This is a genomic window from Acidobacterium sp. S8, from assembly GCF_009765985.1.
In the GTDB taxonomy this organism is placed as follows: domain Bacteria; phylum Acidobacteriota; class Terriglobia; order Terriglobales; family Acidobacteriaceae; genus Alloacidobacterium.
This window is the reverse complement of the sequence record NZ_LMUM01000037.1, coordinates 645,059-659,943: the sequence shown is the minus strand read 5'-3', so window position 1 is coordinate 659,943 and position 14,885 is coordinate 645,059. Positions and strand designations below refer to the sequence as shown.

12 protein-coding genes are annotated in these 14,885 nt (G+C 53.8%); 4 read left to right on the top strand and 8 right to left on the bottom strand.

Annotated features, from left to right (window positions below):
• Window positions 1–14: 14 nt before the first annotated feature.
• The 8 genes from GSQ86_RS21505 to GSQ86_RS21470 all read right to left on the bottom strand — a co-directional run bounded on the left by GSQ86_RS21505 (window position 15) and on the right by GSQ86_RS21470 (window position 9,898).
• The gene (locus GSQ86_RS21505; RefSeq protein WP_158752205.1) at window positions 15–548 is read right to left on the bottom strand and encodes a phage tail protein; all 534 of its coding nucleotides are present in this window, start codon (window positions 546–548) and stop codon (window positions 15–17) included.
• Complete coding sequence (locus tag GSQ86_RS21500; protein ID WP_158752204.1) at window positions 529–3,114, bottom strand: baseplate J/gp47 family protein; 2,586 nt, start codon at window positions 3,112–3,114, stop codon at window positions 529–531. The genes GSQ86_RS21505 and GSQ86_RS21500 overlap by 20 nt, the downstream gene beginning before the upstream one ends.
• The gene (locus tag GSQ86_RS21495) at window positions 3,114–3,548 is read right to left on the bottom strand and encodes a GPW/gp25 family protein (protein ID WP_158752203.1); all 435 of its coding nucleotides are present in this window, start codon (window positions 3,546–3,548) and stop codon (window positions 3,114–3,116) included. The genes GSQ86_RS21500 and GSQ86_RS21495 overlap by 1 nt, the downstream gene beginning before the upstream one ends.
• A 335-nt stretch (window positions 3,549–3,883) precedes the next feature.
• Window positions 3,884–5,404: a phage baseplate assembly protein V gene (locus tag GSQ86_RS21490; RefSeq protein WP_158752202.1), complete on the bottom strand. Its 1,521-nt coding sequence runs from the start codon at window positions 5,402–5,404 to the stop codon at window positions 3,884–3,886.
• Entirely contained in the window at window positions 5,401–6,153 is a 753-nt protein-coding gene (locus GSQ86_RS21485; RefSeq protein ID WP_158752201.1) for a LysM peptidoglycan-binding domain-containing protein, read from the bottom strand. The genes GSQ86_RS21490 and GSQ86_RS21485 overlap by 4 nt, the downstream gene beginning before the upstream one ends.
• Window positions 6,154–7,467: 1,314 nt before the next feature.
• Complete coding sequence (locus GSQ86_RS21480; protein ID WP_158752200.1) at window positions 7,468–7,947, bottom strand: phage tail protein; 480 nt, start codon at window positions 7,945–7,947, stop codon at window positions 7,468–7,470.
• Window positions 7,948–7,968: 21 nt separating this feature from the next.
• Window positions 7,969–9,213, bottom strand: a complete 1,245-nt coding sequence (locus GSQ86_RS21475; RefSeq protein ID WP_158752199.1) for a phage tail sheath C-terminal domain-containing protein — start codon at window positions 9,211–9,213, stop codon at window positions 7,969–7,971.
• A gap of 1 nt (window position 9,214) precedes the next feature.
• Complete coding sequence (locus GSQ86_RS21470) at window positions 9,215–9,898, bottom strand: Pvc16 family protein (RefSeq protein ID WP_158752198.1); 684 nt, start codon at window positions 9,896–9,898, stop codon at window positions 9,215–9,217.
• A 338-nt stretch (window positions 9,899–10,236) separates the two neighbouring features.
• Here GSQ86_RS21470 and GSQ86_RS21465 point away from each other — a divergent pair, with 338 nt between their 5' ends.
• The 4 genes from GSQ86_RS21465 to GSQ86_RS21450 are packed head-to-tail and all read left to right on the top strand — an operon-like array spanning window position 10,237 to window position 14,466.
• Entirely contained in the window at window positions 10,237–11,049 is an 813-nt protein-coding gene (locus tag GSQ86_RS21465) for a hypothetical protein (RefSeq protein WP_158752197.1), read from the top strand.
• A gap of 10 nt (window positions 11,050–11,059) precedes the next feature.
• Window positions 11,060–11,731: a hypothetical protein gene (locus tag GSQ86_RS21460; protein WP_158752196.1), complete on the top strand. Its 672-nt coding sequence runs from the start codon at window positions 11,060–11,062 to the stop codon at window positions 11,729–11,731.
• 21 nt (window positions 11,732–11,752) lie between these two features.
• Window positions 11,753–13,765, top strand: a complete 2,013-nt coding sequence (locus tag GSQ86_RS21455) for a caspase family protein (protein ID WP_254062538.1) — start codon at window positions 11,753–11,755, stop codon at window positions 13,763–13,765.
• A gap of 59 nt (window positions 13,766–13,824) precedes the next feature.
• Complete coding sequence (locus GSQ86_RS21450) at window positions 13,825–14,466, top strand: septal ring lytic transglycosylase RlpA family protein (RefSeq protein ID WP_216841247.1); 642 nt, start codon at window positions 13,825–13,827, stop codon at window positions 14,464–14,466.
• Window positions 14,467–14,885 lie beyond the last annotated feature (419 nt).

Sequence of the window (14,885 nt, the reverse complement as noted above, 5' to 3'; positions counted from 1 at the left end):
CCTCCACCTCGGATCTAGAACTCCAATTCATAGGTCACATATGCGGGTTTTTCAAGTTCAATAATCTTTTCAATAAGAGGCCGGTGCGGAACGAGCACTTTAGGCGCCTTAACCCGGAGATGAAACGGTTTTGGTTTGCCGTCAAGCCCGTTCACCTGTTCGTCTATCTCAAAGCCATTCATGCCTGTGGCCGTCTCCAGAAAGAGCTGGAGCCCTTTTCGAGTACCTCGCCACTCAGACAGTCTCGCAGCTGACGCGGTTAGTTCTCGAAGGCGACCCAAGCCAGTAGACAGGGAAGGGGCTGTGGATCGAGCCCCCCCGCGGGCGTCCTCTAAAACTACACCCAGATCAACCCATCCAGCAAGATAAGAAACGAAGCGATCCGGAGCCCTGCGTGGATCGAAGATAAGGTCAAGGTTAGCAAGTATTGACTCCGGCAGGTCGTGCATCGCTTCCATGGCGTCAAGAATCGCGAGCAGTGGGCTGCCCGGAGTTGCAGTTCGCTGGAAAACGTCGGGTAGGAGCCGTTTAATTTGCGCCTGTTTCATCTTCGGATACGACCTCGATTTCATGCTCGCCGGAACAAAACAGCCAGTTAGCTGGCAGCATCACCTTATCGGTGAATACTTTGCTGGAGCACAATTGGAAGCTCTGACCATCATCATTTGTGCGGTAGATTCCGGACTTCGTACCCGCGAGCACCACGTCGCGCTGAGAGTCAGAGGAAAGAGCGTCGATCCGTTGAAAAAGGTGTTGCTTGGATGCGATCGGGAGTCCGCAGCCAACATCCGGAGCCTGCCAGGTAGCCCGATCGTTTCTCTCCTCCAAGGTGATCACTCCGGCATCGTATGTTCCGGCAAAGATCCTCGATCCTGAAAAGGCCAGGTTCACGCAGCTTCCGCCAGTCCAGTCTTTATTGAATGTCTGCCAGCCATCCGCAGGATCGTCGGCACCTAACAGTTGCCAAGCACAACAACCTTTGCCCGGGTCGCCAACTACAGGTGCTGCTAAGCCCGCCCACAGAAAGGACAGAGCGCCATCTTTTTGCACGGCGAGAACGCGGACATCTTCTCCAGCCATACCAATATTGCGAAAAGTGTTTCCTTTACCGCCCTGACTCGAAAGAAAAATACCTCCGCTATTTCTGGCTGCAATGGCAACGCTGATATCGCCTCTGAAATCTTTCGTGGCAATAACGGAGTAATATCCGACAGCTTCATCGCCGGAGCGCACAAAGACCTGAATGGGCGAGCTATCTGCCTGCATTCCGAGTTCGTAGAGGCCAACATCAGTGGCCATCAGCAAGACCGGCGCTCCATCGCGGGTTGTCCAAGCGATATCCTCGACCAGGTAAGTTCCTCGGGCTTTCTCGATCCAAGTATCGCCACAATCGATGGAAAGATGGATCTGCGATCCTGGCTGATCATTCGAGCTTTGCGTGGATAAAGCAACTACTCCCGGCAACTCCGGGTGAGCTTTGATGGCGAAGACAGTTTGATTCTCAAACTTTCCCGCGGCAGCCCAGCCTTCCCCGTCATCGAGGGAGCGATAAACGGTATCGTCTTTGCCCGCATACCAGGTCTGCGGTTGGAAGAAATCAGCCTCCAGGCATGCGATATCACGCTCGGGGACCTCTTCTACGATGAACTGGGTGTTGTCGACGTAGCTCACTCCAGGCTCAGCAAGCGCGGCGTCATATATGTTGGAAATTCTGAGCGCTTGTCCAAAACGCCAACCAGGATATATGCCGGCGGGGACCGGGTTGATCATCTGATAAAGCCGCTCGAGAACGCGGCTTTTGAGTGCAGCACAGTCTTCCTCAACGTGGCTGACGACTCGAGCTTTGACTTTCACGGATTTGTATCGTGCCCACGTCACAATGCAGGCCGTACCCAAGGGACGCCGCTCATCGAGTGCTCGCTGGATTTGCTCCCGCGCCTCATCTGTCTGCAAAGCCCGTATCTCAGCGGCACTTACACCATCGTTGCGGTTCTCCTCCTCAACGTAAGGAACCAACACGACTTCCACAGTTCCAGCAGGTGCGTAGGTCCAGAGGGCAGCCTTAGTAAAGGCACGGGCCCGAGAGACGGAGCCCGATCGGGCAGCTATGAGTTCAAAATCGCGCGCGGTGACGGCCCTCTGCAGCGAATGCAATTCCTGCGGTCCGCGCAGCAGAGCATTGTCGATCGTTTCCGCGGAACGACCCCCTACCGCTGCTTCCGGATTCGTCACCGAGACTCCGGCAATAGGATCTTTCAACACCGTCAGCATGTTTGCCGCAACGTTGCCATTTGGCCCCGCGCCCCGGCGATACCACGCGCGTATCTCCTCATTTAGCGGAGGGACTGCGGCTAATGCGCGAGCTGCTTCTTCTAACGATCCGGTTTCGCTACGCATTCTGACAGCGGGCGCAAAGGTAATCGTGCCGGACATGCGGTCAGCGACGTACACATAGCCGTCCGCACCTACCTCCGTAAAGTTCTCGACTTCTCTCCATGTCCGGTAAAACTGTTCTCCATACTGCCGACCGGCAGACCGTGCAGTTAGATCCAAGTCGTCAGATTTGACTCCTACGACAAGATCAAACCCATCTTCTGTGGGGGCGATAATGGGAGGTCGTGCGACTTGAACGACGAGACCAGGCGCACCTGTTCCCTTGCCCAGCAACTCTGCTTCGACCAGATCGCAATGAAGCGCGGTGGCATCGACCTCAGTTTTGCCTGCAGGTATTAAGGCGTTATCAACCGTGACGAATATCGGAGCCGAGCCACTGCTATCAGCACGGGCGACAGTCACGCGAGTGCCTCGGGGAATTTCAATGGCTCTTGCTATGGGCGCTCTCAAGCTGAAGACAAGACGGACCCGCGCAGCCCCAGGCGGGAGTACATTGACGCCAAGTAATTTGAGGAATTCAACATATGCTTTGTCCGGAACTCGATTGAGGCGGTAAATCATCGTTTCGGTGAGAAAAGCGAAGACATCCACCAACGCCATTCCGGGATCGCCCACGGACAGATCGGTCCATGTTGGACAGCTGGCCATGATTTTCTGCCGCGCTTCTTCGACCAATTGAGTGAAGGTGCGGTCATCCAGATTTGGAGAGGGAAACGGCATCAGGCACGCTCTCCCATCAGATCAAACGGATATGTTAGACGGTCTGTTCGCTGGGTGGACAGCACTTTGTACTCGAAGGTGATCTCCAGAACTCCGGATACTGTCACTTCGGCAGATTTTGTTGCATCGATGCGAAGCAATTTAATGCGCGTTTCCCACCGCTGAATGGCCTGTTCTACGTAATGGATAGCAAGTCCAGCAGTGGTTTCATCATTGGGAGCAAAGATGAGCCGGTGAAGATTACAGCCATAGTTCGGACGCATGACTCGCTCTCCCGGCCGAGTGGAAAGGAGGAGAAGAATCGCCTGCCGGACGGACGCATGCTCATCCACCATATCGATGCCGCCACGATTGGAGACACGCAATCCCGCGGCGTTCTCTGTTGGATCAAAATCGGGGTGTACAAAGCGCCAAGCCTGGTAACGGCCGTTCATTATATCTCCGATACAAAATTCTGCCCTGCGGATCTCACTTCGTACTTCACCACCCCTGGCGGAGTGCCATCGGTAAATCCAGTGACAGACTGCAAACAAATTCGATGGCCGTCGGCCCGGATGAAGTTCGAATAGCCAGTTATTACTTTCAGCGTTACAAGACAGGGCTTAAAAGGTACTACACTCGGACAGCCCGAGATCGATCTTCCTTCGGGATCGCTTTCTACAAGAATTCTTCTCCCGGCAATAGTCAGCCAGTTCTGACTGGGCTTGTTCGACACCTTGCCCGGTCCATGCTTGCAAAACACCCCCGCATCTTCCGTAATGACGAGCATTCAACCTTGCCTGAAGTCAATGGTCTTGCCGGTAATTGTGACCTCTCGGCCCGGCGCGTCGATCTCCAGATTGACCTCGGAGTGCAACTGAACCTTCTCTGGAGACAACTCAACAAAACTGCCTCCCTTGTTCTCAATGCGAATCGATTGGCCGGTATCATCGAGGCGGATCTTCTGGCCACCCGAAGTGCAAAAAGTATAGCGACGAATCGAAGAGCCCTCCACACCATAGTCTTCCGGGCCATGCAGGCCGTAGAGTCCGCCGAGCACGAGACCAGAGGACGTATCGCCATCGAGGAATAGCACCAGAACCTGATCGCCCACATCCGGCATTGCAACGATACCTTTGCCTCCTCCCGCACCGGCAGCAAGGACGCCCAGCCAACCTGTTTCGACGTCGCCAAGGGCGGGGAGCGAAACCTGCACTCGTCCCAGATACTCTGGATCGTCTACCTGGGTAACGAGACCCCATGTGGCGGATGGCGGCCTGGCATTGCTTTTGAATGTTGAAGGCGCGGTAGAAATTTCAGATGTAAACCCGGCCTTTCGATTGAACAGGTGCGTAACCGTCGTGAGTGAATACTGACCTTCGAGTGCCGACGCAACACCAGTAACATTCACGCGAGTACCCGGCATGAGTTCGGCGTTGCCTTCTGCAATGCCCCAGAACGTGACCTCTTTTGCTGTCCTAAGATCCAACTCAGCCTGTGCCACAGCTTCAGCGTGAATGTCATCGGGAAGGACTTCGCCCACCACGGCCCGCTTGCCATCCTCACCGAAGTTGCCAGGAGCCGCTTGTACAGTCACGTCGCGCCCTGAGCGCGCCTGTTCGGCAACGCCTTCGTGTTCTTCCACTCTCGCGGCATCCCAGCCGCGGGCTGTGACCGACCGGCAGGCTGACTCAGCGTTGACTTCAACGCGTGCCTCTAGCAATGAGGTGCCTAACTTCAGCGGTATTGGATCATCTATGCCCTCAAGGGTGATGAGATGGAGTACATCGTCGCGCAAAGTAAAATACAGGCCCAGTCGCCTTGTTACTTCGGCAAGCATCTCAAAATCGGATTGCTTGTATTGAATGATTCGGGGAATCATTGGTCCCGTCTCGCTAGCGGTTACCGTTAATGACAAGTCAGCGACCAGGTCTCGGGACAAATCTGCCGGTGTGATTTGAACATGCACTCTTACCGGTTGCCGTTTCCGAAGGCGATGTAATACGTCGTAACCGCGAATGCGAATGACTCGCTGATAAGCAGGCTCATATGTGTATTCGATCGCGGTTACTTCACCGTCGAATAAAAGTGAGGCGCCAGGCGCAACGGTAAGTCGAAGGCGAGCTCCGGTTGAAATGCTCAAGATTCCTGGCAATGGATCACGCCCGATTTGAAAGGTCAACTCACACAGGGCTGGTTGCGACAACGCCTGCTGTACCCGAACCTCAGTTAATGCCTCCACAGACCCTTGTGGTAATGAGCTTCCGTTCAGCTCGAGAGTAAATTGGGGAAGAGTGGCGACGCTGCTCATGCAGATCCTCCCGCGGCAGAATCTGGCGGAATGCTAAGAAGTGTGCCGGGAGCAATCTTCCAAGGATCATCGATATTGTTGAAGTTAGCGATGCGCCGCCACCATAGGGGATTTCCATAGACACGCCGAGCGATTTCGTCGATGCGCTCGGTGCTGCCTACCCCTTGTCCACCATCCTGACCCGTGCCAGTCATTTCATAAAACTTGAGATTTTCAAGTGGCACATCGTCGGCGTCAGGTAATTCCGTCGGGGAGACATCGTCGCTCCAATTATCTTCAGATTCCTGAGAAGAGCTGCTCACTCGCACAAAACGCATTCGCAGCCAGGAACGCTGAGGAGCTCCATCCGCGTTGAAATATTCCAGGCGTTCGGCGAGTGCGGCTACAACTCCAAGGACATTCCACTTCTTTCCCCAAACAAAGCGGACGATCGATAACTGCTGGGCGTTATCTTCCTCTTCGACACCTTCAGCAAGCTTGGCCAACGGGAGAGTCAAATCACGAACGTCTTCAGAAGTGGTCGCATCGTTGGTCAGAGAAGTGTCGAACAAAAGATCAAGGAAGATCTCCGTCATGCCTCCGCCCGTGTAGAGAAGAGGGTCATCCTTCAAATTGCCGCCGGTGATCGGTCCGCTCGATGAATGGCGGTGCTGGATACCGGCGAGACGACGAACAACGACATTTTCCGGATTCAACAGGCAGTCGATGCGGTCGCCAGTTTTTTCAACTAAAAAAGAGGCCCGTTCCATCAGTAGTCTCCCTGTTGCTCGCTACTGAGCCTTTTGGAGCGATCCAATTCGCGTGCTGTAGTTTCGAAATTCTGCTGCGGTGGGCGCGGATCCTCAGGTAGATCCGGCCACAGATCTGGCCTGATGTCTTGAAGGACATCGGATCGAAGAAGCGAAGACTCCCATGTTGTCGCGTGATGCCCTGGCGCGCCAAGAGGAGGAAACGACGGCTTGGATTGGGCCGATCTCCTGTCAATCTGCGCGGGTTCCGGCGTGCGACGGTACGTGGAACCGGCAAGACTCTCAGAGGTTGGATAAGGCTTCTGTTGATGCGCGCCCCAGCTGAATGACGGCGGCATCTTTGGTTGTCCGATCTTTGAAACGGGCCGTGGTACCTGGGTATCCCCATTTTGGACTCTAACCGGAAGGGACGACGCATTCTCGTGTGAGGACGTTGCAGATGCAATAGGTGCAGCAGCTCCGGGAAAATTCACCCGAACGGCGGCGGGATTTACTCCGCGGTTGTTTGAGTCTGAATGCAAAGGGCGATAGCCGCCATCTGTGCGGCGGTTATCGATATTTCGCGGTGATGGGGCAACTGGCGCCTGGGGCGGCAAAACATTGCCTTCCTCAAGCTGTGGTCGCACGAAGCTTGGCTTCGCACTCTTTCGGGAAAACGATTTTCGATCGAGATGCGGGCTCGCTTCTGAAAATTCCAATGCGGAGGGCGCTGGCATCGTATTCACGGAATCAAGCTCGGAAGGTGCCGGGTCGTTTGCCTCCGATCTCGAATTACTTTTTCGCGAGAAATACGAAAACATGCGGTCCATTGTTGTTCGCTTCAGCGAACTCTTCAGGCCAGGAAACTCGATGGCTCTTTCTCTTATGTCCACCTCGATTGGAGATGGGGCTTTAGAGTCAGATGACACGGAACTTGCATTTGAAGACATCTGTGTCGGAGTTGATCTCGGAGCGGCCATGCTTATCTGCGTCGGCAGACTTTGCCCATATACCGATTGATACGGCGTGCCGCCTTCATCCGGATGAAGCAATAATTCCGGAGCGCCCTTACGAACGCGTTCCAGCCAGTCTTCTGGAGGGCCGCCTGACGTCCTATAAGAGTGAGGATCAGGAGAATCTAGCGATTGGCCCGGTCGCAACGGTGATCCTTCCATCTCTGCAACTGATGGATCTGTCGGATCGGATGTTCGCATAGCTTCATCACTGACCAACTGTTCTACCCCGGACGATTCATGTTCCATGAGATAGTTGTTCAGCCAGTTCCTGAGTTTGCGCGCAACAGCCCGCACCAAGACGTCGCCCGATAGAAGATCTTTATGACCGGTCGATGGATTCATAAACCAGTGTCAACTCCTCAATGGCAACATCGCGTCCGAGAGCGTCGAGGGGGGCGGCTCGCCAGGATGAAGCCCATGCTTTTCCCAGGCTCCAGCGCATTTTCTCTTCGACGCCGTCTGCATCCAGCATCACTATGTGAACATCTTTTCTTTCAACCTTGCCCTTCACTGCGCTCATCATCCAGTCGAATAAATCAGACGAGCTAGTGAGTCCGTAACGAAGCGTAATATCGCTATACTTCACCTGCCCCGGCAGGCGATGGACGATTTGCGATATCCCGCCTTCTCGGTATGAGATCGCTTCGACGTCAATGGACATATTGCTGCATTGGGTGAAATGACCTTCTACCACTCCCTGGATAAGGAGCTGGAAATTGTAAGAGCGGTACGGATCGAGAAAGGTGCCCGGCTGAGCCCCGGACTCGTTTTTAGGTGCTCCTTCAGCAGCTTCGGCCATCACGGTCTCCTTGCATTTGAGCTAGAGAGTTTCTGAAGTAGCGCCGCCGGCATGTTGCCCGATTCGGAAAATGATGAATTCCGCGGGCTTCACCGGCGCTACGCCGATAAGGACAACGAGCTGCCCGGCATCGACTACTTCGGGCGGATTCGTTTCTGCATCGCATTTCACAAAAAAGGCTTCTTCCGGCGAAGCGCCCACAAGAGCGCCATCCCGCCAAACGAGTTGCAGGAACTGTTCCACTTGAAATCGAATCGATTTCCACGTAGGCACAGCGTTTGGCTCGAAGACTACCCATCTTGTGCTGCGACGAATGGATTCCTTGATCATGTTGATCAGGCGCCGAACATTCAGATAACGCCATTCACTGGCTTCTTCGGCGAGCGTTCGAGCGCCCCACACCAGCGTCCCGTCGCGTGAAAAAAAGCGGATCACGTTAATACCGCTGGAGTTCAACTCTGCCTGCTCCTCGTTTGTGACGCGATAAGTGAGATTCAGAGCGCCGCGCACGGACATATTCGCCGGGGCCTTATGACAACCTCGTTCTCCATCTGTACGCGCCCAAATCCCAGCAATATGCCCCGAGGGCGGAACTTCCACTAAGTCTCCCTTGGCTGAAAGCGCATCTGCTACGACGATGCTGGGAAAGTAGAGTGTGCCGGAACCGTTGGCGCTAACTCGAGGACGAAGCCCAGTCGGTGGTGCCGGAGAGACAGCAGTTCCCCCTGGAGAATCCGGGTCTTTCTTGGCTGGCTTCGTCGGTGCTGAAGCGGTACCGACGACCTTCAGAAGGTCGATATCTGGCACGTTTAGAGGGGGGTCCAGGATAGCGACACAATTGCCGGAGTTTTCGGCATAAGAAAGCATGGCTTCATAGGAAGCAGCATCCGAATATCCCGGGCACGCGAGAATAGAAATTTCATCAATTTCCTGCAGCAATTTAAGACCGGTTCGCTGCGGTCTGTCCATTCCCGCAATAGCGTCTCCGGCGGGGATGTTCACGATATAGCAGCGTTGTCCACCATTCTGGTAGAAGCCCGCGACAGCGTGAGACAGAGGCGTGCTGACGCCGCCGTCAGCAGGCACAAATTCTTTTATAAACTGCGACCAGTTGTTGATCGGAAACGCCTGATTCAGATGGGCGCTCGCATCGGGAGCCTGACCTATAAAGGCGCCTGTGCTGGTGCCAACCGCCTGGATTGATTTCGCTCCAGAGGCAACCTCTTCCATGAAGATACCCGGGTATCTATATTTCGACAGTGGCATCTCAACTCTCCAATGGGCTGAAGTGTATGACTAACGGATCATTTTGGTCAGGAAAGCTCTTTTCGCAACGAACAGAAAGTTCGCGCCCTCGAGCTCTCACTCGTAATATCTTGGGACCTTCTGCAGGGACGGCAGGAAAGAAAAATCGGCCTTTATGGTTGGCGTTGGCTTTGAGTTTCATCGCTGGTATCTCCACCCGCGAGTCGGCGAGCGGTATGTCCTCTGGACCCAGGACGACACCATGCAGTTGAATCATAGTCGAGGTCGCGATCTGCACTGGCTGGCGAACTATCTTCACATCCGCTTCCGGGCGCTCCTGTCTCAGAGGAACGCGCAAGATAAAGGCCGGCATCGGCGGTACACAAAGTGCTGTCCATACCGTCAGAGGAACGGCTTCCATTTCCATTTGAGGATCTGTACTGGAAAGAGCAGCAAATGCGAGATCGATAAGAATCTGATGTGCATCCTCAGGTGAGTCTGACCAGGCTGTCACCAGATATCGCAGGCTCAGTTGCAGGGGAGGCCGCTTCGTGGTGGAGGGCGGTGGCATATGAAGCAACTCCAGCAGGTAGAGACCGATACCTCGCCCCGATACTTTCGCACTTGGTGGAGCGAGAGACACAGGGATTTCCGAGTGCACGTGAGCCGTCCAATCCATCAACAATTTGTCCGGTTGAGCGACCATAATTTTTCTTCGGTGGCCTGATGATTACTGACTTACTTAAATCGAATTGCGGGGCCTGAGAGTCTGGGGTGCAGACAAAGAAATTACTTGCTATCGCCGTTAGCGTAAACACATAGCGAGTGACGGTCAGTGCCGCAAAAGATAATCTGGGCAGTCTTCAATGTCAAGATAAAATCGCCCTGCGTCAAAAGCCTTCATCACTTAGCTAGTGAGTCTTCTTGAAGCAGGTGCGCTCGGTGGACTCTGTGGCCGGATGCGGTCGCTAAGAATATTTGGACGAGCGGGGAGAAGTGGGATATGCTTGGTCGCTGCCTGGTGTCGGTATTTAGATGACTCGATTGTTTGGCGTCGTCATACTTCTCACCTCCGCGCTTCTATTGGAGAGTGGCGGTGAAGGACGTCCGCAAGTTGAAGCTCGAACAATTCCAATCACCCGAGTTGTTCGGATACCTCTTGCCGTCTTAGGTTCTCAAGAAGTGTCGGGAAATAATTCCACAGTGCTGGCAGCATCACCAGGAGCTGCGGAAGAGCTTCCCGAAGGGCCCAACGGTTTCGATATTTTCGAAGAAGAGAATATTTTGATTAGCGATCCCCTGCACAATCGGGTCGTGATCTTCGACCCTCAAGGGAAATTCCGTCAAGCATGGAACATAGGCTTTGCAGCTGACAGTATTCGTGTCCTGCCTGATGGCAATGCGTTAGTTCGTGAGGCCAATACAGGCCAGTTTCATGCATTCAATCGCGAAGGAAAACCTGTTACGGGAGAGATGCCTCCTTCGCTCGAGTCGACGCAGGCCCACAAGCTCACTACGACGAGCGGATTGGTATCGAATCCTAAGGGAAGTCCGATCAGTGTTCAATTGAACCAACCAGGCCTGAGCCTGGTGTCTCTTGAAAGCGTGGGGGTCGATAACACCGGCAACATATACATCGCGCTCGAGAGCTCATCGGGAGAATCAGCAGATGGAATAAACGTGAACAAGACCGTTCGCAAGTACGCCGCAAACGGAAGCCTTCTTAGCGAGACTTCAAAACTCCCACTCGACTATTACATTCCTCCAGTGGACGAGATCCGAGTTCGTAAGGGCAGAATTTACCAGCTGATGACAACCAGCACCGAAGTTGAAATCAATATCTGGGATACAAACTGAAGGATTCTGGATGATGAAAGATTTAGGACTGCGGTCGCGCCTCTGGCCGTCTCTTCTGGTTGTATATGTTTCGCTGACTTGCATTTCGTCGAGCAACACCCAGACGAGTCTGATTGCCCGGCTGCCTACCACCACAAGAGCAGAAGTAGTGGCGCGAGCGAAACAACTGGCTGCTCATTCGTGGACCTGTGGATCCCAAAATCTCCATGCCTCGTGCTCGAGAAGTTATAAGAGCGATTGGACGAACGGTCAGCATGTGACCGGCATACCTTATAGCTGGGGAGGAGTGGACGGTCCGGAGCTCTTCGATCAAAAGCTGGCTAAAGGATTGGCAGCGGGCGGCCACAGCCGGTATGGTGTTTTGGCTTGTACGGCGGGAATTGATTGCTCTGGCTTCGTAACTCTTTGCTGGGGGCTGCCGGTGTCGGGTCACGCTTACAGCACCAGCAATCTTCGCACGATCGCGGGGAGGCTGAGAGCCAACGTATTCACAGACCTGAAACCGGGCGATGTTTTGAACAAACCAGGCTCGCATGTCGTTCTGTTCACCGGCTATAACCCGGACGGCACATTGAATATCTGCGAGGCATCAGGCAGTGCGGCCAGGGTGATATGCCACCGGACTACGTGGTCTCATGTCACGAAGTACATTGCATTGCAATATAAGGGCATAGACGACTAAGGCGCTTATCTCGAGGCTTATATGAGAAGGCAATTCTTGAGTTTGACTGGATTCGCATTGGCAGTTTTCCTTGTCGCCTGCCTCGTTCGTCTTCCTTCCTTTCACGCTGCCGAATCGGATAGCGCAAGACCTGGGAGAGCGGCGGAGGCAGCGCCTGACAACACACCTAAGAAATATGCGCTTCTCGTCGGCATCAATGATTATGAGCATCCAGAGAGCGTTTCGCCCCTGGCCGGCTCGGTAAACGATGTTGAAAACATGCGGCAGGTGCTGATCGGAAAGTTTGAATTTCCTCCTGAAAATATCCTGGTTTTGACAAACGCCCAAGCGACCCACGCCGCAATACTGGGTGCGATCAAGACGCACCTGATTGACAAAGCGCAACCCGGAGACATTGTCGTCTTCGATATCAGTAGCCACGGATCGCAGATGAAAGATGTTTCCGGAACCAAAATCAGCGGTATGGATGAAACCATTGTTCCCTATGACTCGAGAGATCCTGAAGGGAAAGTTTTCGACATCAGCGGAACGGAGCTACATCCTCTCCTGGTCCAGCTTGCGGCAAAAACTAAAAACTTAACCTTTATTCTTGATAGTTGTCACTCAGGCACCTTAGTGCGGGGGGCGCGTGTGCGTTCAATTCCGCCTGACACGCGGCCCTTGTCGCGGGAGCTTGCAGCTAACACATCTGCCACGCGACAAGTGGGTGTGGTCGACACATCGGACTCCCCGAAGTTCGCAGCTATCTCGGCGGCATCTTCACGGGAGAGTGCCTTTGAGCACTACAGCGACGGTGCCGAGCAGGGTGCGCTGACACACTTTCTCGTTCAACAACTTCGTGTTGCGAAAGCGGGAGCCACGTATCGCGACATTATGGACAGTGTAATCGGCAATGTTAAAGCTAATTATCCGACGCAGGATCCCTCCCTCGAAGGTGCGGAGCCCGATCAATATGTCTTCGGTGATGGCAGTAGTGTCGCGCGAGTTTACATCACCGCAGCGCCTTCGCTGCTGGACCCCCACCGGGTCACACTCGGGGTTGGACAGGTCGCCGGCGCGACGGTCGGATCCATCTACGAAGTCTATCCGCCTGGCAGCAAAAAGTTTGCAGCTCCTGAGAGGGTGATCGGAAGTGTACAGATTATTTCGGTCAGTCCGATTAGTTCAGAGGCCCGCCAGATTTCCGGCGACAAGATTGCGCCAGCTTCCCGAGCCGTAGAACGGCAGCACCGCTTTGGAAATTTACGGATGCGTCTCTTTATCGATGGGAACTCGCAGCCCCTGCAATCGATTCGAGATGCGCTGCAAACTATCAAATACATCGAAGTTGTAGATAAGCCAACACTTTGCAATATGCAGCTGAGGCAATCGGGAAATGTCATTCAAACGCTTGGTGCAGACGCTTCGACGCTGTCTCCGCCCGTCCCTGTAACCGATGCGGATTTTACGGATCACGTTGTAAGCCAGCTGAAATCATGGGCTGCGTGGTTTAACGTGCTCAGTTTAAATAACCCTCAATCAGGCATTGACTTAGCATTCACTTTAAAAGGCAGTCAGACCCGAGATGTGATGGCGAGGGTTGGACGTCCGGACATGGGTGTTAACGAGGGGGAAGTCGTTGAGGCTTCGCTCAAGAATAATTTCGATCGAGATCTGTACGTTGCGATATTGGATCTCTCCAGCGATGGAAGCATCGCTGTTGTGTATCCAAGTGAGCGAGGCGCGAAGGCTGTTCTGCAGCCAGGGTCGACCATGTCAGAGTCTTTCAAGACATTTATTTCCAAGGGGCGCACAAAAGAGACCGACATTCTTAAAGTATTTGCGAGCACTAAACCCATTGATTTAACACCGCTTACTCAAGGTAAGATTCGCAGTGTCGAAGATGTACCAACTGGAGAATTAGATCCTCTCCAGGAATTATTGATGGCTTCCACTGGAGTTTCCCGTGGGATTGCGCCGGTTTCGTCCGGTCCAACCAGTTTAGGCACCTGGACGGTAACGCAGAGAGTTTTGGTCATAAAACGCGCGCATTGAGTGCATTAATCGACCCAATATTGCGCCCCAAAGGCGGTTTTTGGAAGGAGAATCAACTATTGCGCCCTCAACGGCTCATGCCGGTAGCGATATTGGGGACGGTTTGCGCCCTCTCTTTTCTCTCACTCGTAGGCTGTAAATCCAAGGCCACGCAGCCAGTTCAAGATGCATTGAACGGGGTCGCGAGTTGGTATGGCGTTCCATTCAATGGACGCCCTACAGCCAGCGGCGAGATCTACGACATGGAGAAACTCACGGCCGCTCATCGCACTCTTCCACTCGGTACGGTGGTCGAAGTGGACAGGCTGGACAATGGGCAGAAGGTTCAGGTCAAGATCAATGATCGAGGTCCTTTCGTGCAGGGAAGGATCATCGACCTGTCGCATGCCGCCGCACAAGCAATTTCTATGCCCGGCATTGCCAATGTGACGCTTAAAATCGTGAGCGAACCGCCCACGCGTGGTGTCGACATGTTCGCCGTTCAGGTGGGCGCCTTCGCGGATCGCGCAGCCGCTGAGCAACTTCGCGATCAGATGAATGCGAAGTTCGGTACCGCCAGGTTGGTGTATCGAGCCGGTGATCAGACGTGGTGCGTCCTGGCCGGCCTGGAACCAACCGAGCAAGGCGCTAACGCCCTGGCACAGCAACTGGGCGACAAATCCAGCAGTAGCTTCGTCGTCCTCGTGGATTCAGACCAGTGAGATTAGTAGTTTTAATTGAAAGTTTGTTTCTTGTTGTAACGTAATCTGTCCAAAGCAAAAAAATGTTGTAACAAAACCCGCAGAAGAGCACTATCGTATGTATCACATTCCTGAGCGTGACGAGAGTAGCTCGGAATCCGGCCCTGTTGACGTCACCATGCTTGGAAGTTCCCTGGTTATCAAGTCGACGGAGTGACTCAGTTGCAAAAGAGTCGACATCGGCTGCTCTTTTTGTTCGCTGTCTGCCGTCTGTCACTATCGTTTGTACACGTCCACGAACAAGGGGCGCGAATCGATGATAAGAGTCGAATCCGCAAGGCGCTCGATATTTGCGCCATGAAACCCTTCGAGAAAGTGCACGAGTCTACAGAAGAACTTGTCATTCATCGCAATGCGCGACTTCCGTTATGGACGCGATG

What these genes read in the sequence shown, in the direction of transcription:
- GSQ86_RS21495 (WP_158752203.1), bottom strand. Translation starts at nt 3,548, where the DNA reads ATGAACGGCCGTTACCAGGCTTGGCGCTTTGTACACCCCGATTTTGAT.
- GSQ86_RS21460 (WP_158752196.1), top strand. Translation starts at nt 11,060, where the DNA reads ATGATGAAAGATTTAGGACTGCGGTCGCGCCTCTGGCCGTCTCTTCTG.
- GSQ86_RS21505 (WP_158752205.1), bottom strand. Translation starts at nt 548, where the DNA reads ATGAAACAGGCGCAAATTAAACGGCTCCTACCCGACGTTTTCCAGCGA.
- GSQ86_RS21475 (WP_158752199.1), bottom strand. Translation starts at nt 9,213, where the DNA reads ATGCCACTGTCGAAATATAGATACCCGGGTATCTTCATGGAAGAGGTT.
- GSQ86_RS21455 (WP_254062538.1), top strand. Translation starts at nt 11,753, where the DNA reads ATGAGAAGGCAATTCTTGAGTTTGACTGGATTCGCATTGGCAGTTTTC.
- GSQ86_RS21490 (WP_158752202.1), bottom strand. Translation starts at nt 5,404, where the DNA reads ATGAGCAGCGTCGCCACTCTTCCCCAATTTACTCTCGAGCTGAACGGA.
- GSQ86_RS21500 (WP_158752204.1), bottom strand. Translation starts at nt 3,114, where the DNA reads ATGCCGTTTCCCTCTCCAAATCTGGATGACCGCACCTTCACTCAATTG.
- GSQ86_RS21470 (WP_158752198.1), bottom strand. Translation starts at nt 9,898, where the DNA reads ATGGTCGCTCAACCGGACAAATTGTTGATGGATTGGACGGCTCACGTG.
- GSQ86_RS21480 (WP_158752200.1), bottom strand. Translation starts at nt 7,947, where the DNA reads ATGGCCGAAGCTGCTGAAGGAGCACCTAAAAACGAGTCCGGGGCTCAG.
- GSQ86_RS21485 (WP_158752201.1), bottom strand. Translation starts at nt 6,153, where the DNA reads ATGGAACGGGCCTCTTTTTTAGTTGAAAAAACTGGCGACCGCATCGAC.